Source organism: Butyricimonas muris, from assembly GCF_046365375.1.
In the GTDB taxonomy this organism is placed as follows: Bacteria; Bacteroidota; Bacteroidia; order Bacteroidales; family Marinifilaceae; genus Butyricimonas; species Butyricimonas muris.
On record NZ_JBKEIT010000005.1, the window covers coordinates 265,710 to 284,772 of the forward strand.

Here is a 19,063-nt window from a genome sequence, read left to right on the forward strand (position 1 = left end):
CTTTGAAATTAACCGGAATACAGCCGCATGGCTATTCATAAATAAGCCAAAATTGAATTAAATATACACAATATCACCTATTCATTTAACCTAAAAAGGAGAAAATAAACCTCATTTTATATTTTATATAAACAAGAGATAAAAAAATAATTACCAAAAAAAACAAATTTATGAATGGGGATGAATTAGTATTGTTCTTTAGTAAGAATTACAAGCACTGGCTGGAATATACCATATATCATTGTAAACGGAAGAGTATGCAACGTAGATGGGAGAGTATGCAAAATGAAGCTAACGACTTACTAAACGAGGTACTTCTTGGAATATGGATAAATAATAATCCCAAATTTCTCGAAGACCTTATGAAAAAAAAAGATAAAAAAGCCACGGAACTCGATTACTTCATACTTCGTGTCATACGCGATAATATTTACTTGAAGACAACACCATATAACCAGAAATATCATAGATATCAATTTCTGGAATACCGGGAGTCATTACCCCCGGAATCCCTTGTATTCAACCCAGAACCAAACGAACAAATCAAGCAAGAACAAATAGATCTTATTATGAACGCACTGAAAATATTGAATATAGCCCCACGCAAGATCGCCATATTCAAATTCTATTATTTCGAGGGAAAACCGCTCAAAGAATGGGATGGACCGGAAGCCTTGAAAACATTATACAAGATAAAAAACGAAGTCCTGCACGAAATCAAAGAATACCTCAAAAAAACAAGTTAAATCCGGAGAAAAAAAGTCCGATCTTATATTTTAAGAGAAAAGAGTCATGACAAATATTCACTTGGTGAACATCGAAACCCGAAAGGATTTCAAAATAAACAAACAATTAAATAACCATTAAAATTTAAACATTATGTCAGAAAGAAGTATTGCAATTGGAGTTAACCTGATCAGTTACGGCGAAGCGAAAAACGGTGTTGTACCCGCGGAATTTACCCCGTTAAGGGACATTTTCAAGGGTTCGGTAGCCTTCAATTTTGCGGATGCCAACCAAGTCAAAATCGAGGTGGAAGGACGCGAGGACCCGCTGGCGATTATCAACCGCAAGGGAGATGCCGACAGCATCGAATTCTCCATCCCGTCACCGACCACGGCGGAACTCGTGGCATTCTGCGGTGGAACGGCAAACGGTGACAAATGGGAAGCCCCGAACGGATTCGAAACGATCAACAAGGCATTCCGCATAGCTACCCAACCTTACGAGGGCAAGTACGTGGAATACACCATCGTGAACGGAGCCGTGTCGGCTAAGTTGAGCCAGGCACCGGGTAGCGAGCAAACCGACTTGTTGCTGGTGAAAGTGACCCGCCAAGCGGCTGCCGCTGCCGACGGGACGGTGAAACCATCGTTCATCCGCGAGGTGAAAACGGTGACTCCCCCGACTCCCGCGGAATAGTGGTACAAAAGAGGGAGAGCTTAGTTACTCACGTTTTCGGTAAGAGTCACCAGCTCTTCCTCTGTTTATAAATAACTTTTGGCATATCCTCCTCCTTTTAGTTTACAAACTTTATAAACCTATCAAATACATGGGGATCAAACATATTATAGCATTGGAAAGTGACACCGTGTCGGAAAGGAGTATCCGTATTCCTTTCGAATTCACGGATACCGGTTCTCTCCCCGGGGGAAAGAAACTGGACGATTATATCACCATTACCCCTCTCACCGTGCGTTCGTGGTTCAGGATAAAACCCTTCCTGCTAGCGATCGAGAAAGATGATCTTGCTAAAATCACGAGGAACGACGGGAACGAATTTCACCCCGAACTCCCGGAAATCATGAGCAAATACGACCAACTTATCATGAATATTATCTGCATCGGGCTTCACAACAAGAAAAGCGACCCCCCGGCATGGTTTCGGGATGTCCTCTCGGACAATTGCACGTGGGAAGACACCCGTATCCTGCTCAACGCCATCCTTTACCGGATAGGATACAACTCTTTCTACAAATCTATCATGACGCTAAAGAACATGAGCCCGATGACCGAGGCGGAGATCATAGCCGCCCGAAAAAACATGGAAAGCTGGATAAACCCGTGAGCAGCTTCATGTTTCTGGTAAACGTGAAAGAAGCCCTCGGCTACACGCACGAGCAAACACTCGACAGCAGCTACGCGCTGATCACCGGAATGTTGCAGGAATACGCCTACATGTGCAATGAACGCAACAAACTCCTGTACGGCGACGAGGAGGATGAAGACGAACCCTTCGAGTGGGTGGAACTCGTCGATTTCACCACGGGTAAGACAAAACGCTACAAGAAATACAAGGACGCGGGAAGCCGCATATAAAAAAAGTGACTGTTAAAAAAACTTGTTTTCAAACAGTCGCTTTTTAACACAAAATTATAGATATTAGTTCCGATTATTTTATTGGTCTATACTCTTCATACATAGTATATCCCCAATTCCCCCACATTTGTCCTCTATAATTTGTCACATCAAGCGAGACTTTAGTACGTTCATCACCAAAAGTCGCACCTAAAGAATAATATTTATTTCGTGCAAAATTCACTTTCTGCAAATCTGTCCAATCCGTCATATCTGGACAGGTATTCCTCGTAGGCGCACCATATCTTTCCGTTAATCTCTTTATTGCAGTTTCCCAATTAAACAAAAGACTTAATACAGTATTATAATTATCGTTAGAAACATTTGTTTGATATGAAAATAATCTATCCCCATATAATAATCCTTCCGCGGAAGAACCAAAATGATAATATCTTGCTTCTTCACCAAACATTCCTCCCCTATAATCCAAAATATCCGTCTGAGAAGATGTATATCCATCTTCAAATCTCTTGATATCTTCCATGGAATCTCCCCAACGTCCGAAATAAAAATCACACGGAACAACATGGATTACTTTTACAAACTTAGTCGAATCCCCTTCATCATTAATAGCTATGAAAGTAAGTTTATTATCCCCGATAACAGAAGGTCTATACTCTCCTTCGTTATCAAAAGCTTTCCAACCGAAATCATCACGTACACATAAAGACGTAAGTTTAACATTATCATCATCCACTGCGGAAAATAAATAACTAACCAATTGATTAACTCCAATCTCTTCTGAAGACAAATTCACATCAAACGTAACAATTTGCACTTTTTCTTTTTTACCATCAGTACATGACAAAATTATCATCATGACTATCAATACACACATACATTTTTTCATTGATCCTCTTTTATTTATATTAATATTCAAACAAATAAATTTACAAATTCATTTATACCTTCTTAAATATCTTAGCTTGTAAAAATATTGCGGCAAATATGAAGAATTTAATCATCAGAACAAACTAATATCTTGAATTTAACCAAACTAAAAAAAAACTTGACAGTTTATCACCATCAAGTGTTTTCATATACCCGGAACAAGGGCTAAACAACACATTATTTAATGTGAACAAAAATACAATTTATATCCTATCTAAAATAAAAGGATGAAGAATAATCCTCACCCTTGTTCATTCTCGCCTCTGATTAAATCAAGGGGTGCTCTAAATACGTCTTATAATTTTTAGTACGGGATCTTTCAAAGTAAAATCATTATCATCCGTAACTAATATTAATGACATTGTTTTACAAAATTCAATATAATAACTATCATTAAAATCAATATCTTCAAAATGAGCAAAAACGTTATTCAAACTAATTGCATTAAAATTATCAGATGAACGTTCTGTTATTTTCAGAATATTTTTTGCAGCTGCAATCACCGCGGAAATCGTACCCTTAGATCTACTCGTTTTTAGATAATCTTTCTTGTATTCTGCTGTATGATTTCTTGTTTCCTCTCTCCACAAATTAAAATCCAACCGTAAGCATGTATTGGCAAACTCAGACATCACCATACTGTTAATAAAAATACTTGCCCTACAAGTTTGAATTTTCTGCAAAAAAATAGAGTAATCCTTTTGTTTCGATAGAGATATGTTACCTATCGGACAATATAAAAAAATCCACACATTGTTATCAAAAAAGAAACAATCTGTGGATGATGGATTATAGTTCTTTATATCTAATATATTATTCACTGCCTAAGATTTCATTCGTTGTTCTCTTAAACGAGTCTGCATTATTAAAATATTCTTTTGCCCGATCTGTCACCTTTTTAAAAAGTGGCAAATCATCATCATTAACGTTCATCAATTTTAAACGCAATGATAATTCTTCACTTGAATAATCTTTATACAACTGACCTATAGCCGCATTCAAAAATGCTGTCGTCAACAACATTATCCCCTGAAAATCTAAAACAAGTACTTCATATTCAGACAAGATACGGACAATCCGATTATAAATCTTATCGCCTTCATCTGATGAAACTGCTATATCAAGAGCCGTTAAATCACTAATTTTTAAAACAATCTGTTCGTTTTTCATGTTGCAAATATATCAAAAAATATCATCAAGAGATAGTTTCGGTTCATCTTTCAATGAATAAAAAGCACTATCATCAAAATTAAATTCAATATTCACTATAGTCCCTGGAAATTTACAATAAAGTTCTTTTTTCTCACTTTTCCCATTCTGGTATTCCCAATATCCACTAGATGAAACTATTTGAATTTTCCCTTTATTCAATTCTATAAACTCTAAAATCAACCCCAGTCCTAATCCCCCTGTTCGATCTTTCTTTGTTGTATTTCCGTATTGTATAGCCCATTCTATTGAATCTGATGCCGTAAAAATACGGTATGGGGAATGGTACTCATTCACATTTTTATGTATTGTCATTCCGACATCGACAACTGTAATATCAAGCCTCGCTGGCTTTTTTTGTGGATAATATTGCCCGCAAGTATGAATCAATGCACATTTCCCATGAGTTCTCGCATTTTCGAAAACTTCAAAAATACTTTCACTAATCTTTTTTCCTAACAAATAACTATGACTTGGAAAATCAGCCTTAGATAGCAATTCTCTTTTTATATATTCATTAAAACTAGTATCTTCATTCGGTTTAAATTGTTGAAATGTAACAATCGTTTCTCTACTAAAATCGGTATATAAATAATTAACTGGAGCAAGAAATCCATTCCGTTTCAAAATTTTTTCTATTGCAAATGTCATTCTATCTAACAAAATACTATATCCATTTTCTTTTGACAATTCGATAATAGCCCCTAATACAGAACACAAATTTGCTTCAAACCAATTAGTATTACGAAAATCAATCACGATTTCTTTCTCCTCACTCGCAACAATTTGATTATATAGATTTATTAAACTTATATAGCCATTGATGCCAGTATTAATACTCCGATCCAATTCTATTACTTTCATTTATTATTTAGTAGTACTGAATATTGCATTTAAAGTTTCAAAATAAATATATTTTTTTGAGTTTTCTATTTTATCAGATAAAATTATAATGATCGACAAATTTTGATGCTTTCAAACTGATAAAAATAAAAAGCGGGGCAGGTAACCATCACGGCCCTGCCCCTAAACAAACTTAATTCTCAAAATTGTCACTCGGAAATAGTAACAATATCTTTAAATACAACGTTTATATCCTAAGGAAAGAGCCTCCGGTTTTTTTATAATCTCGCCTAAAGAAATATAAAAAAGCATCACTGCGTACCGGAGGCTATACCTTCCTACGCAGCAATGCTTTCTTTTTTATTTCTTTAGGCAATACAAATATAGGTATTAATTCTCTCGCGTGTATCAATTTGTTATTATTTATTTCAATTTTATCATAAACTATTGTATTAAAACAATATGCGAAAATCAACAATTAAAATTTACACATGATTTCCCAATTAAACTCACCATAGTCTAATTCTAGTCGCATCCCAATATCATGATAAAAGACTCCACCTCCTACACTAAAAGAATCAAAATTAACACATGCAGCAGAAACAAAAGGTATAAAACCCTCTTCTTCACAATAGCGATTTGTTTCTATACAGAAGTAAAACAGTAGGATAGCTTTTGCAATTCGTTGTACTGCACGGAAAGAGCGATAGATAGTTTGCCGGATTCGTTATCGAAAATTTCAATTTCGCAGATACCAACCAAGTCAAAATCGAGGTAGGAGGATGCGGGAAACCGCTTGGTAATCAGCTCTCCCCCTGTACAAGGGGGAGTTGGAGGGGGGAGTGGTTTTGTAAGAAAGAGACTTGTTAGACACTCTCTTTCAGTATGATTACCTATGCTATTTATAGATTCATTTCAATCATACTCCCAACACGATATTAGCATCTATTTTCAGTTTTCGACTCATTTCTCTAGCAACTTTCAACGTCGGTTCACACTTGCCGGAAAGATACTCACTAACACGTGAAGGACTTACCTCTAGTAATTCGGATAGTTTTGTTTGCGTAAGTCCCATCTCATACATTCGTAACTTAATTACTTCAACCAAAGAAGGAGATTCCACGGCATAGTTTTCCTCTTCATAATCAGCTACTAAATCAGAAATCAAATCCAATTCAAGAAAATTTTTATCATCAACCGGAGTATCATTACCAACCACTTTAAGTAACTCTTCAACTCTCGCGCAAGCCGCCTTATACTGTTTTTCTGTTTTTATCTTTGCCATTACCGGAAATTTAAGCGTTTCTACAATCTTTATTATCATATTCTTTATGGGTACCAATCCAACGGATAAATACTTTCTTTGCAGCAAACAATATCATCGCAACCAGTCTATAATCATTGCCTTTAATATTAAAAACAAATCTATCATTCCCCACGTAGTCTACACCATTAAATGTTTGTCTAATGTCAACCAAACATGACCAATCTGCTTTTTCTGTCTTTTTATACCAATCCCGTAAAGGGATATCGGCATCATTATGTTTCTTGGTATATTCTCTTATAGCCGCAAATGTTATTATTCTCATAACTTATTTTCTTTGATGCAAATATAAGGCTTTTCTTCTATAAAACAAAAATATTTTCTATTATTTAGAATATCAAGTATAGGAAATAACGACTACTCTAGTCGAACAACCATTATTATCCGCAAGTAAATAAAAAAACGCTTGACAGTTTATCACCATCAAGCGTTTTTCTGTACCCAGAACAAGACTCGAACTTGCACAGCCGTACGGCCACTAGTCCCTGAAACTAGCGTGTCTACCGATTCCACCACCTGGGCATTGTATCTAAGAACTTCGGACAAAAAACCTTGCAACTCCCTGCTGCAAGGCTTCTCTTTTTTGTTGTCCCACAAGGATTCGAACCTTGACTGACAGAACCAAAATCTGCTGTGCTACCATTACACAATGGGACAATCGTCATGTCAATTCAACAAGTATTTTGTTTTTTGACGCTGCAAATGTATAGCAATTTTTCATTTCACCAAAACAAAATGCGGAAAAATTAAAAGAAAATTGCTATTTTCGTGCGGTTGAAAAGGAACAAATTTAGGATATCCTTGATTACTAATAAGAAATATAAATTCAAAGAAGGAGAAGCATGTGCAACATTAAAAATCACCCCACGTTAAGTTACAGGTTGATCAATAATGTCACCGGATGGGTGGCGTTCGTGATAGCCAGTATCACTTACATTCTCACGGTAGAACCGACAGCCAGTTTATGGGACTGCGGCGAGTTCATCACAACGTCAGTCGGATTACAGGTAGGACACCCTCCCGGGGCACCTTTCTTTATGATTGTTTCGCGACTGTTCGCCATTTTTGCCCCGTCCCCGGAAACACAGGCTTACATGATTAATATCATGTCGGCGTTATGTTCGGGCTTCACGATACTGTTCCTGTTCTGGACAATCACGCATCTGGCCAAGAAAGTTGTGATTAAAAAAGATGAAGAATGTACCATGGGACAATTGTACGCTATCATGGGTGCGGGTCTGATCGGTGCGCTATGCTACACGTTCTCGGACACGTTCTGGTTCTCCGCCGTGGAAGGCGAGGTATATGCCATGTCGTCCCTGTTCACGGCTGTCGTGTTCTGGGCGATCCTGAAATGGGAGAACGTGGCGTTCCAACCGTACGCCAATCGCTGGCTTGTATTCATCGCTTACATGATCGGGCTTTCCATCGGGGTTCACTTGTTGAACTTGCTGGTAATTCCCGCCATCGTGTTTATCTACTATTTCAAGAAATACGAAACGACTAAATGGGGTGTGATCAAAGCTGCCGCTTTATCCTGCGTGATCCTCGGGACTATCCTGTGGGGTGTGATCCCGTACGTGATCATTATCGGCGGATGGTTCGAACTACTGTTCGTCAACAGCATGGGGCTACCTTTCAACACGGGAGTAGTTGTCTACGCTATCCTTCTAATTAGCGGACTTGCTTACGGTATATATTACACGTTGAAACACAATCACACGATCGTCAACACGATCCTGACCTGTTTCGTGGTCATGTTGATCGGCTACTCCTCCTACGCCATGGTGGTTATCCGGTCGGTCAGCAACCCTCCCATCGACGAGAACAGCCCGGATAACGTGTTCGCGCTCCTTTCTTATATAAGCCGCGACCAGTACGGGCAGGAACCGTTGATCTACGGACCTTATTACAACGCCCCGGTCATTGCCGTGGAAGAAGGCGGTCCGATCTATTACCAGAACGAGAAAACCGGGAAATACGATGTCGTGGGACACAAGACCGAGGTGAAATACGATCCTCATTTTTGTACCATCCTGCCGCGTATGTACAGTACCGCGCGTGACCCGCAGTCTTACATCGAATGGGTGGGATTACCCGCCGGCCCCACGTACTCGGTAGACGGACAAAACCGTCAAAAACCGACTTTCGGGCAAAATTTGAAATTCATGTTCCGTTATCAGCTCGGGCACATGTACCTGAGGTATTTCATGTGGAACTTCTCCGGAAGACAAAATGATATTCAAGGACACGGTGATTTCCGTTACGGGAACTGGATCACGGGCATTCCTTTCGTCGACAATATGCTGGTCGGCGATCAAAGCATGATGCCCGACACGTTGAAGCACGACAAGGCAAACAACAAATATTACATGCTTCCTTTTATCCTCGGGTTACTGGGTATGTTCTACCAATACCAGCGGGGAAAACAGGGAAAGAAAGACTTCTGGGTGGTTATGCTGCTCTTCTTCCTCACGGGTATCGCCATCGTGCTTTACTTGAACCAATATCCTTATCAACCGCGTGAACGGGATTACGCTTACGCCGGCTCATTCTACGCGTTTGCCATCTGGGTAGGATTCGGGGTACTCTACCTTTGGGAACTTCTCCAAAAGAGAATGGATTCCCGCAAAGCTGCCATTGCGGTAACGGCAGTTTGCCTGTTCGCCGTACCGGTGAACATGGCGGCGCAAAACTGGGACGACCATGACCGCAGCGGACGTTACGCGGTGATCGCGCATGCCAAAAACTACTTAAGCACCTGCGCCCCGAACGCCATACTGTTCACTTACGGGGACAATGACACCTTCCCGTTGTGGTACGCCCAAGAGGTGGAAGGCTTCCGCCGGGACGTGCGCATCGTGAATTTGAGTTTGCTTGCCGGGGACTGGTATATCGACCAGATGAAACGAAAAGCCTACGAATCACCGGGGGTACCAATCTCTTTCACGAAAGACCAATATCATTACGGAGTACGCGACTTCGTGGCTATCGAAGAGAGAACCGACAAGCCGTTCAGCATCGCCGAAGTAATGAATTTCGTCGGTCAGGACGGCGCGGAATACAAGACGAACCGCTATCAAGGCGAACCGTTGAATTATATCCCCACCCGGAGCCTGTATCTCCCCGTGGACAAAGAGAAAGTTCTCGCCAACGGAACCGTGCAACCGGAAGATGCAGACGAGATCGTGGACAGGGTGGAAATCAAGCTGACAGGCAACTCACTGAATAAATCCCAACTCATGGTACTCGACATTCTGGCTGCCAATAACTGGGAACGGCCTGTATATTTCGGTATCGGCATGGGACAGGACAGCTACATGGGCTTTGACAAATACTTCCAGCTGGAAGGTGCCGGCTACCGCGTGGTACCGATCAAGACGGAAAACAAGGATGCATATTACGAGTTCGGTCGCATCAACTCGAACGTGTTGTATGACAATTTGATGAATAAGTTTGTCTGGGGAAATATCAATGACCCGAAAATAAATATCGACCATTTCCACGACAATACCATTGCCGTGATGAAATACCGGAATACTTTCTTGCGTCTTGCCCAGAAACTGGTGGAAGAAGCCGTAAACGAAAGTACGGTACTCGGCGACTCCACTATAAGTGAAATCGTAGACTCCTCGAAGATGCAGGAAGCCGTCAAAGTACTGGATAAATCACTGGAAGAAATTCCGCTTTACCAAGTTCCGGCAGATTATTTCTTGATCTATTATATCCCGATCTATTACACAGCGGGAGAAAACGAGAAAGCAAACGATCTGGCATGGGCTTTGGCACTGGATAACGCTCAAACGTTAAGATATATCCAATCTCTATCCGCCAACCGCAGGCAAATGCTTAACCGGGACGAACGGAACAGCATGCAGATACTGCAAATGTTGATCGGATGGGCAAGAAGCAGCGGCGAGGAAGATTTCGCGCAGGAAGTACAAACCATGGTGGAGAACACGCTGACCGGGAAACCGATCACCAGTAACCGGGTGAATAAAAACTTCCCGATAGACAGTAAAATGAATAAACAATAAAAAGGGGAAAATTCCCCTTTTTATCAGTCGAAAGTCTATAAAGTCCATAAGGTCTATAAGGTCACGGGTGTCCTTCGGACTATATCAACGGCAATAAAATTGCCGTTATAGTAAAGCGCCCGCAGGATCCATGGACTTTCGACCTTATGGACTTTATGGACCTTACAGACCTTACGAACTTTATTAACTTTATAAACTAAAAATACAATGATCACGATCGACCATATTAAAGAGCTGGCAGAGAGAGGTGAAGCATTGAGGAGGTATCTTTGACATAGATGGTAAAAAGGTACAACTCGCTGAAGAAGAATTAAGAACGCAAAATCCCTCCTTGTGGGATAACCCGAAAGAGGCGGAAGTCTTGATGAGAAAGGTACGCGAATTAAAATCATGGATAGAAGGATACGAACAAGTAACTTCTGCCGTGGGCGATTTACAGGTACTTTTCGATTTCGCCAAGGAAGGAGAAGCCACCGAAGAAGAAGTAGACGCCCAATACGAGGAAACCGTACGGGTAGTAGAGGATATCGAGATGCGCAACATGCTGCGTAAAGAGGAAGACCATTTCGGTGCTATCATGAAAATCAATTCCGGAGCCGGGGGTACGGAGAGTATGGACTGGGCAAGCATGCTCTACCGGATGTATATCCGTTGGGGTGAACTGAACGGTTACAAGGTAAAACACGTGGATTACCAAGAAGGTGAAGAAGCGGGTATTAAATCCGCCACGCTCGAATTCGAGGGCGATTACGCTTACGGCTACCTGAAGTCGGAAAACGGCGTGCATCGTCTCGTGCGTCTGTCCCCCTACAACGCGTCGAACAAGCGCATGACCTCCTTCGCCTCGGTATTTGTCTATCCCGCCGTGGACGACACCATCGAGGTCACGATCAACCCTGCCGACATCAGTTGGGACACATTCCGAAGCGGAGGTGCCGGGGGACAGAACGTGAACAAAGTGGAAACCGGAGTACGCCTGCGCCATGCCCCGACAGGCATCATGATCGAGAACACGGAATCCCGTTCGCAATTGCAGAACCGGGAGAACGCCATGCGATTGCTGAAAGCCCAGTTGTACGAACTGGAACTTCGGAAACGTCAGGAAGAAATGGACAAGATCGAGGGAACAAAAAAGAAAATCGAATGGGGGTCACAAATCCGCAGCTACGTGTTCGACGACCGACGGGTGAAAGACCACCGCACCAACTACCAGACATCAAACGTACAAGCCGTGATGGACGGTGAAATCAACGATTTTATCAAGGCTTACTTGATGATGTTCGGCGGCGGGGAAGAATAACATACTGATTCTGTGATTTAGCGATTCAATGATTTAGTGATTAAAAATCACAGAATCGAGAATCACGAAATCACAGAATCTATAAATTCTAAATTTTCATTATGGATTTCAGTAATTGCAAAATATTAATCGTCGGGGACGTGATGCTCGACAAATATTATTTCGGGAAAGTGGAACGCATTTCGCCGGAGGCTCCCGTGCCGATCGTGAATATCGTGACGGAAGAATCCCGGTTGGGCGGAGCCTCGAACGTGGCAAACAACATCAGCAGTCTGGGCGGGCAAGCCACCTTGTGCGGAGCCGTGGGATACGACTTTTTCGGGAAGGAGATCGAGCGAATGGCGCACCGCAAGGGAATCCGCACGGAGTTCATCAAAACAGAGCAACCCACGATCACGAAAGCCCGCGTTATCGGCGGACGCCAACAAATCGTGCGCCTTGACTACGAGCAACGACTGGAAGTACCCGAGAAAACAAAAGAAGATTTTAAAGTTCATCTGGAAGAACTCATCCGTGAAAACCCGACTCTCGTGATCTCCGATTACGGGAAGGGCATGATTTCCGATGAAATTTGCACTTTTCTGATCTCGATCGCCAAACAGCACGGGACGCGCGTCATCGTGGACCCCAAGGGACAAAACTGGGCAAAATACGCCGGGGCGGATTTGATCACGCCAAACGTGAAGGAACTCGGGGACATCATCGGGCATCCTATCAGTAACGAGGACACCGGAATCGAGGCTTCGGCAAAGGAAATCATCCGGAAGTACGGGTTGAAAGCCTTGCTCGTGACTCGAAGCGAGAAAGGCATGAGCCTGATCTCCGGACAAGAAACCGTGCATATCCCGACACACTCGCAAGAAGTGTTCGACGTGAGCGGAGCCGGAGATACCGTGGTGGCAGCCTTAGCGTTAGCACTGACCGCGGGTAAAGATATCAAGGAATCTATCCGCATCGCCAATATCGCGGCAGGAATCGTGGTACAGAAGATCGGAACCGCCACGCTGACGGCAGAAGAGTTGAGAAAAGCGATGTAGAAAGAAAAGAGTTATAAAGTTCATAAGGTTTATAAAGTTCATAAAGTAATAAACCTTACGAACTTTATAAACCTTAAAAACTCTATGAACTATTTGATTTTAGAAACAAAGTATTTCAAGAAAGTCACATCATCCGTAAGTTCCGGATGAAAAGAGGTCACCAGCATATTTCTTTCTTCAGCGGCAACCACGTGACCGTCCAGTTCACACAATACTTTCACCCCGTCTTCCACCTTTGTTATATAAGGTGCGCGGATAAACACCAGCTCGATCTCTTTCGAGTCGACGGCGGGGATTACCTGTTTCGTGGAGAAACTATCAATCTGGCTACCGTAAGCATTGCGGCGCACGGAGATATCCATAACTCCCAAGTGAGTCACCGAATCGTTCACCAGATCTTTTGCCAACAAGATCATTCCGGCACAAGTTCCCCACACGGGAAGTCCCCCGACAATCTTCTCCCGCAGGGGGGCCATTAACCCCGTGCGATTGAGAATCTTACCCATGGTGGTACTCTCCCCTCCCGGCAAAATGATAGCGTCAATAACGTCCAATTGTTCCGGGTATTTCACGATCACGGGTTCATGTCCCAATGCTTGAATCTGACGCTCATGCTCGACGACAGCCCCCTGAAACCCTAAAATGCCTATCTTTTTCATTATTTTACCACCCTCTCTCGGCGTATTTATTTTCCAATTTGGATATTTCCAACCCGGACATCGGCTCGCCCAAGTTCTCTGACAATTCGGCCAATTTAACCGGATCGTTGTAATAAGTAGTTGCCAACACGATAGCTCTCGCTCTCTTGGCAGGATCTCCCGACTTGAAGATACCGGAGCCTACGAATACACCCTCGCAGCCCAATTGCATCATCAAAGCGGCATCGGCGGGAGTGGCGATTCCACCAGCAGCAAAGTTTACAACCGGCAATTTACCGTTCTCGTGCACGTATTTCACGAGGTCGAAAGGAGCACCCATTTCTTTAGCGATCGTCATCAAAGCTTCTACCGGGGCAGATTGTACCTGATGAATATCATTGTTTAACTGACGCATATGTCTTACAGCCTCAACCACGTTTCCGGTTCCGGCTTCTCCCTTGGTACGGATCATGGAAGCACCTTCGCCGATGCGTCTTAAAGCCTCGCCCAAGTTGCGGCAACCACAAACAAACGGTACTTGGAATTTAGTCTTGTCCACGTGATACAGATCATCCGCGGGAGTCAATACCTCGCTCTCGTCGATATAATCAATGCCGATGGCTTCCAATATTTGAGCCTCAACAAAGTGACCGATTCTCACTTTAGCCATTACAGGAATAGATACGGCGTTCTTGATCGCCTTAATCATTTGCGGATCTGACATTCTGGCAACACCGCCATCTTTACGAATATCCGACGGCACTCTTTCCAGTGCCATAACAGCACATGCCCCGGCAGCCTCTGCAATCTTCGCCTGTTCAACATTGGTTACGTCCATGATAACCCCACCTTTAAGCATCTGCGCCAAATTTTTGTTCAATTCATATTTTCCCATAAGGTTCTTCTTTAGAATATTAAAACTATAAATAAACAATTGAAAATAAGTTTCTTAACAAAGAAAAGAATGCTTCCGCAAACGTTTTCTCCCGTTTTTAAAACCTTTTCCAAAACGGGGAACAAATATACAATTTTAGATGAAAAGAAAAGTTTTTTGAGGGACTTTTTCGGACAAATACATCTTCAGGATTGTTACAAATTATAATCTAATTAGTTACAATTTACAACAACTCTCGGTTCATAACTTACAACCTAAAATATCCGGTTACAAATAAGTCTTCAACCGCTTCGTGCGATACGTGTTTTTCAACTTTTTGATGGCTTTTGATTTGATCTGACGTACTCTTTCGCTGGTAAGTCCTACCCGATCCCCAATCTCTTCCAAAGACATTGGCAAATAACCTCCCAGCCCGTAATACATACGCAAGATCGTGGCATCCCGCTCATCTAAAGTGGATAAATAACGATCTATCTCCGTCCGCAACGAATCAGCGTTCAACTCTCTCTCCGCCTCCGGTATCGAGTTCTCGCCGGTGATCATCACGTCGTATAAATTAGACGCATCCTCGTCACTCGTCAACGGGGCATCCATTGACAAGGGACGACTGGCAATCCGCATACTGTCTTTCACTTCTTTTTCCGGAACGTCCATCTCCCGGGCAATCTCCTCGGCTGTCGGCTCCCGCTGAAATTCCTGTTCCAGACGGAAGAAAAATTTGTTCACCTTGTTTATGCTACTGATTTTATTCAAGGGTAAACGAACCAAACGCGAGTTCTCGGCAATTGCCTGCAAAATAGACTGGCGAATCCACCACACGGCGTAAGAAATGAATTTGAACCCTTTCGTCTCATCAAAGCACTCTGCCGCTTTGATCAAACCCAGATTCCCTTCGTTGATCAAATCACCCAGACTCATACCGTTGTTCTGGTATTGCTTGGCCACGGAAACCACGAAACGAAGATTACTCTTCACCAGAAGCTCTCGTGCGGCTAGATCTCCGGCTCGTATTTTCTTGGCTAGCGCAACCTCCTCGTCCGGCGACAACACGTCGATCTTCCCAATCTCCTGCAAGTACTTTTCGATTGAAAAGGAATCCCTGCCAGTGATTTGCTTGCTGATTTTTAACTGTCTCATAGGTCTCTTTAGTAAATTGGCTTAAAGTTAATAATCTATTTCAATAAAACAAATATCAGAGCATATTTTTTCATGTCCCTCCTGCAAAAGTATACGACAAGATTCTAACTTTGTTGTGACAAACTTCAAATTAACCGAAGATAATTTTGCAATTTTCTTTGGCACAATCAAAAAAATACCTACTTTTGCAGTCCGAAGTGAGAAAATAATAACATAAGATAATATCACAATGAAACGTACATTTCAACCATCCAACAGAAAGAGAAGAAACAAACATGGTTTCAGAGAAAGAATGTCTACAGCTAACGGTAGAGCAGTTTTAGCTAGAAGAAGAGCTAAAGGAAGAAAAAAATTGAGTGTTTCTGACGAGCGCAGACACAAACAATAATATAAAAAGCTGCTTATCAGCAGCTTTTTTTTATTTTAGCCATCCCCTCTCCAAGGTAACAAGATATATTCCTTACCCTTCCCCTCCACTATGATTACATCCTCTTCACTTGCCTGACGCAGCATATACACACGTGAGCGTTCATGCTTCGAAGATGCTACGTTCATGCTACGTTCATGGTATAGACAAGGGGTAGCCAAGCCATGGCTCAAACAAGGAGAATGTCCGTGAAACAAGGTAGCTATTTCCCGTTCTTTTCCCGCTCTATCGCCGATTTCACCGGGCTATTCCCGAATACATACGTTTTTTTTCTGTTTGTCCGCGAGCCGCAACCGCAGCAATCACCGCATCCCCCGTTCTTACGACCGGAACGGAATAACCGATAAATGCCCCTTCCCACGAAGAAAAGCGCCACGGCAACAATTATATATGTAAGTATGAGCTGCATCACTCCTTTAATTTTAGATTTTAGATTGACTCATTGATTTATATCAACAAGTCCAATACCTGTTTCAACACGAAACAAACAACCCATGCCAGCACGGTCGTGTATCCCATGACGAAGAACGCCCATTTTGCCCCGATCTCTTTCCCTATCGCGATCAATGCCGCGAAACAGGGAGAATAGAGTAACACGAAAACAATAAACACGATAGCGATAACAGGCGTAAAACCATGTTCTTTCAACCGCGTCACCAGTGCCGAACTTGCCGCCTCATCGTCCTCGTCGATATCCTCGCCTTGATAGAGCACAGCCATCGTGCTCACCACGATTTCCTTGGCAGCAACACCCGTCAACAAGCTCACCCCGGCTTTCCACTCGAAACCGAGAGGCGCCCAGATGGGTTCCATCGCCCGACCGATACGACTGATATACGAACTTTCCTGACGTTTGATCACTTCTTCCCGGTGCAAACTTTCCAGTTTGGCTTCCCGCTCCGCCTTCAACATCTCGGCGTTACCGGTTCCCGAGGCTATCTCCACCTCGTACGCTGCCGCAACTTCCGCCTTCTGCTTGTCGTATTCTGCCGCCAATTCCTTGTCCACGGGGAAATAACCGAGAGCCCAAATCACGATGGAAGCAAGCATGATGATACCTCCCATCTTTTTCAGGTATTGCTCGCCTTTACTCCACATGTGGCGAATCGTGGTACGTAATGTAGGCATACGGTAAGGCGGCAACTCCATCACGAAAGGCACTTCCTGTTTGTGGAAAAGTACCCGTTTGAATAATTTCGCCATCACGATTGCCGCTAAAATACCTATCAAATAGATACCGAACAACACCAATGCCGCGTACTCCTTGAAGAATGCCCCGACTAACAGTATATATACCGGAAGACGGGCACTACAAGACATGAAAGGATTGATCAGTATCGTCAATATCCGGTCACTGCGATTCTCCAGCATACGCGTGGACATGATTGCCGGCACGTTACACCCGAATCCCATGATCATCGGGATAAAACTCTTCCCGTGAAGCCCGAGTTTATGCATGATTTTATCCATGATAAACGCCGCACGCGCCATATACCCCGTGTCTTCCATGAACGAGATAAACAGGAACAGGATCAAGATGTTCGGCAAAAACACGATCACACTACCGACACCGCCGATAATCCCGCTTACCAGCAAATCCTTCAACGGTCCCGCGCTCATATTGTTTTCCACGAATGTACTCAAGGCGGCAACTCCCGTTTCGATCCACTCCATGGGATAACTGCCCAGACTGAAAGTGGCAAAAAAGGTCGTGAACAGGAATAACAGGAAGATCGGGAACCCGAATAATTTATGCGTCACGATAGCGTCGATATATTCTGTTTTACGCCGCCGGTTGACGGGACTTTCCCGGTAAGTTTCTTTCAGCGCCCCAGAGATGAAACCGTACTTCGTGTCAGTGACCACCGCTTCCACGCTCTCCCCGAACGTGGATTCGATTTTACACACATTCTCCTGCACGGTATTCATCAGTTTTTCCCGCAGCTTATCCTTCTCCACGAAACGCGTGATTTCCTTATCTCCCTCGAGTAACATCAGTGCCATGAAACGAGGCGACATATTGCAGGTCAATTCTTTCTCATCCGCCAATTCCGAACGAATGGCAACGATACCGTCCTCGATCTCCTGCCCGTAATTGATATGAATATGCCGTACGGTTTCGCTTCTTCCCTCGTACACCTCGATAATCTCTTCCAAGAGTTGCTTGACTCCTTTTCCTTTCGAACCAATCGTCGGCACCATAGGCATCCCGATCATCTTACCCATTTTCCGGTAATCGAATGTCGCACCGGAACGTTCCAGTTCGTCGTACATGTTCAAGGCAATCACGCCTTTCACGTCCATGTCTATCAACTGGGTAGACAGGTACAGGTTGCGTTCCAGATTGGACGCATCCACCACGTTGATGACCACGTCGGGAGCGTGATTCGTGATATATTCCCGCACGTATTTTTCTTCGTTCGAGTAGGCTGAAATGGAGTAAGTACCCGGCAGGTCGACCACGTTAAACTCGTACCCGCTGAAACGGAAAGTCGCTTTCTTCGCGTCCACGGTCACCCCGCCGTAATTCCCGACATGTTCCTGCGATCCGCTCATGTAATTGAACAGGGTGGTTTTCCCGGCGTTCGGGTTGCCGACCAAGGCAACATGAATATGCTTGTCCCGCCCTTCCCAATGCTTGGCAAAGGCCTCCTCCGCATCTCTCGCGGATGCTGAAATCCCGACGATATTGCTGGCTTCTTCCAGTGAAACAATCTCGATAAACGCGGCTTCTTGTCGCCGCAAGGATATCTCGTACCCCATGATCGAGTATTCTATAGGATCATTCAAAGGAGCGTTTTTCACGGCTTTGACTACCTTACCCCGTATAAATCCCATTTCATTCAGACGCTTACGGAAAGCCCCGTATCCTTTCACTTTCGTTATCACGGCGCTCTCGCCGGTCTTCAATTCTGACAATAACATATTTGCATCTTTCTGGTTTCGCGTAGCAAAGGTATTACTTTA

Annotated in this window: 20 protein-coding genes and 2 tRNA genes; 8 read left to right on the forward strand and 14 right to left on the reverse strand. The window is 43.2% G+C overall.

The annotated features are described in order from the left end of the window. Nucleotides 1-170 precede the first annotated feature (170 nt). The 4 genes from ACK8P8_RS10435 to ACK8P8_RS10450 all read left to right on the forward strand — a co-directional run bounded on the left by ACK8P8_RS10435 (nucleotide 171) and on the right by ACK8P8_RS10450 (nucleotide 2,319). Entirely contained in the window at nucleotides 171-746 is a 576-nt protein-coding gene (locus tag ACK8P8_RS10435; protein WP_410025850.1) for a hypothetical protein, read from the forward strand. A 133-nt stretch (nucleotides 747-879) separates the two neighbouring features. Continuing rightward, nucleotides 880-1,422, forward strand: coding sequence for a hypothetical protein (locus ACK8P8_RS10440; protein ID WP_410025851.1), 543 nt, complete (start codon nucleotides 880-882; stop codon nucleotides 1,420-1,422). 130 nt (nucleotides 1,423-1,552) lie between these two features. Continuing rightward, nucleotides 1,553-2,068, forward strand: a complete 516-nt coding sequence (locus tag ACK8P8_RS10445) for a hypothetical protein (RefSeq protein ID WP_410025852.1) — start codon at nucleotides 1,553-1,555, stop codon at nucleotides 2,066-2,068. Between the two features lie 8 nt (nucleotides 2,069-2,076). Next, the gene (locus ACK8P8_RS10450) at nucleotides 2,077-2,319 is read left to right on the forward strand and encodes a hypothetical protein (RefSeq protein ID WP_186978500.1); all 243 of its coding nucleotides are present in this window, start codon (nucleotides 2,077-2,079) and stop codon (nucleotides 2,317-2,319) included. Between the two features lie 73 nt (nucleotides 2,320-2,392). Here ACK8P8_RS10450 and ACK8P8_RS10455 read toward each other — a convergent pair whose 3' ends face one another. The 8 genes from ACK8P8_RS10455 to ACK8P8_RS10490 form a co-directional block, all read right to left on the reverse strand. Continuing rightward, the gene (locus ACK8P8_RS10455; protein ID WP_410025854.1) at nucleotides 2,393-3,238 is read right to left on the reverse strand and encodes a hypothetical protein; all 846 of its coding nucleotides are present in this window, start codon (nucleotides 3,236-3,238) and stop codon (nucleotides 2,393-2,395) included. 295 nt (nucleotides 3,239-3,533) lie between these two features. Continuing rightward, entirely contained in the window at nucleotides 3,534-4,070 is a 537-nt protein-coding gene (locus tag ACK8P8_RS10460; protein ID WP_410025856.1) for a hypothetical protein, read from the reverse strand. After that, a complete protein-coding gene (locus tag ACK8P8_RS10465; RefSeq protein WP_410025857.1) occupies nucleotides 4,063-4,419 on the reverse strand; it encodes an STAS-like domain-containing protein in 357 nt (118 codons plus the stop codon). The genes ACK8P8_RS10460 and ACK8P8_RS10465 overlap by 8 nt, the downstream gene beginning before the upstream one ends. 12 nt (nucleotides 4,420-4,431) lie before the next feature. Further along, entirely contained in the window at nucleotides 4,432-5,322 is an 891-nt protein-coding gene (locus ACK8P8_RS10470; protein WP_410025858.1) for a hypothetical protein, read from the reverse strand. An 898-nt stretch (nucleotides 5,323-6,220) separates the two neighbouring features. Further along, on the reverse strand, nucleotides 6,221-6,586 hold the full coding sequence (locus tag ACK8P8_RS10475) for a helix-turn-helix domain-containing protein (RefSeq protein WP_410025859.1): 366 nt from the start codon (nucleotides 6,584-6,586) through the stop codon (nucleotides 6,221-6,223). A 10-nt stretch (nucleotides 6,587-6,596) separates the two neighbouring features. Then, nucleotides 6,597-6,890 (reverse strand): type II toxin-antitoxin system HigB family toxin, encoded by a 294-nt coding sequence (locus tag ACK8P8_RS10480; RefSeq protein ID WP_410025860.1) that lies wholly within the window; start codon nucleotides 6,888-6,890, stop codon nucleotides 6,597-6,599. A 173-nt stretch (nucleotides 6,891-7,063) separates the two neighbouring features. Beyond that, nucleotides 7,064-7,147 (reverse strand) — tRNA-Leu (locus ACK8P8_RS10485). A 64-nt stretch (nucleotides 7,148-7,211) separates the two neighbouring features. Then, nucleotides 7,212-7,282 (reverse strand) — tRNA-Gln (locus ACK8P8_RS10490). Between the two features lie 185 nt (nucleotides 7,283-7,467). Here ACK8P8_RS10490 and ACK8P8_RS10495 point away from each other — a divergent pair. The 3 genes from ACK8P8_RS10495 to rfaE1 all read left to right on the forward strand — a co-directional run bounded on the left by ACK8P8_RS10495 (nucleotide 7,468) and on the right by rfaE1 (nucleotide 12,999). Continuing rightward, nucleotides 7,468-10,662, forward strand: coding sequence for a glycosyltransferase family 117 protein (locus ACK8P8_RS10495; RefSeq protein ID WP_410025861.1), 3,195 nt, complete (start codon nucleotides 7,468-7,470; stop codon nucleotides 10,660-10,662). 207 nt (nucleotides 10,663-10,869) lie between these two features. Continuing rightward, nucleotides 10,870-11,962, forward strand: a protein-coding gene (prfB, locus tag ACK8P8_RS10500; protein ID WP_227216055.1) for a peptide chain release factor 2 whose coding sequence is annotated in 2 segments (ribosomal slippage) — nucleotides 10,870-10,932 and nucleotides 10,934-11,962 — 1,092 coding nt in all. Because the reading frame shifts where the segments join, the coding sequence is not laid out codon by codon here. Between the two features lie 101 nt (nucleotides 11,963-12,063). Beyond that, complete coding sequence (gene rfaE1, locus ACK8P8_RS10505; protein WP_186978408.1) at nucleotides 12,064-12,999, forward strand: D-glycero-beta-D-manno-heptose-7-phosphate kinase; 936 nt, start codon at nucleotides 12,064-12,066, stop codon at nucleotides 12,997-12,999. 89 nt (nucleotides 13,000-13,088) lie between these two features. On the opposite strand, the gene pdxT is transcribed toward rfaE1, so the two are convergent. The 3 genes from pdxT to ACK8P8_RS10520 form a co-directional block, all read right to left on the reverse strand. Continuing rightward, on the reverse strand, nucleotides 13,089-13,658 hold the full coding sequence (gene pdxT / locus ACK8P8_RS10510; protein ID WP_099293816.1) for a pyridoxal 5'-phosphate synthase glutaminase subunit PdxT: 570 nt from the start codon (nucleotides 13,656-13,658) through the stop codon (nucleotides 13,089-13,091). 4 nt (nucleotides 13,659-13,662) lie between these two features. After that, nucleotides 13,663-14,532 (reverse strand): pyridoxal 5'-phosphate synthase lyase subunit PdxS, encoded by an 870-nt coding sequence (pdxS, locus tag ACK8P8_RS10515; RefSeq protein WP_303178665.1) that lies wholly within the window; start codon nucleotides 14,530-14,532, stop codon nucleotides 13,663-13,665. 267 nt (nucleotides 14,533-14,799) lie between these two features. Next, a complete protein-coding gene (locus ACK8P8_RS10520; RefSeq protein WP_099293819.1) occupies nucleotides 14,800-15,669 on the reverse strand; it encodes a sigma-70 family RNA polymerase sigma factor in 870 nt (289 codons plus the stop codon). 229 nt (nucleotides 15,670-15,898) lie between these two features. Between ACK8P8_RS10520 and rpmH the strand changes: the two genes are divergently transcribed. Beyond that, nucleotides 15,899-16,057, forward strand: a complete 159-nt coding sequence (gene rpmH, locus ACK8P8_RS10525) for a 50S ribosomal protein L34 (protein WP_099293820.1) — start codon at nucleotides 15,899-15,901, stop codon at nucleotides 16,055-16,057. A gap of 35 nt (nucleotides 16,058-16,092) precedes the next feature. Here the strand turns inward: rpmH and ACK8P8_RS10530 are convergent, their stop codons facing one another. From ACK8P8_RS10530 to feoB, 3 genes are all read right to left on the reverse strand, one after another. Beyond that, nucleotides 16,093-16,224 (reverse strand): hypothetical protein, encoded by a 132-nt coding sequence (locus ACK8P8_RS10530; RefSeq protein ID WP_255302085.1) that lies wholly within the window; start codon nucleotides 16,222-16,224, stop codon nucleotides 16,093-16,095. Between the two features lie 74 nt (nucleotides 16,225-16,298). Next, the gene (locus ACK8P8_RS10535) at nucleotides 16,299-16,505 is read right to left on the reverse strand and encodes a FeoB-associated Cys-rich membrane protein (protein ID WP_099293821.1); all 207 of its coding nucleotides are present in this window, start codon (nucleotides 16,503-16,505) and stop codon (nucleotides 16,299-16,301) included. A gap of 38 nt (nucleotides 16,506-16,543) precedes the next feature. Beyond that, complete coding sequence (feoB, locus tag ACK8P8_RS10540) at nucleotides 16,544-19,021, reverse strand: ferrous iron transport protein B (RefSeq protein ID WP_410025862.1); 2,478 nt, start codon at nucleotides 19,019-19,021, stop codon at nucleotides 16,544-16,546. Nucleotides 19,022-19,063: the final 42 nt, after the last annotated feature.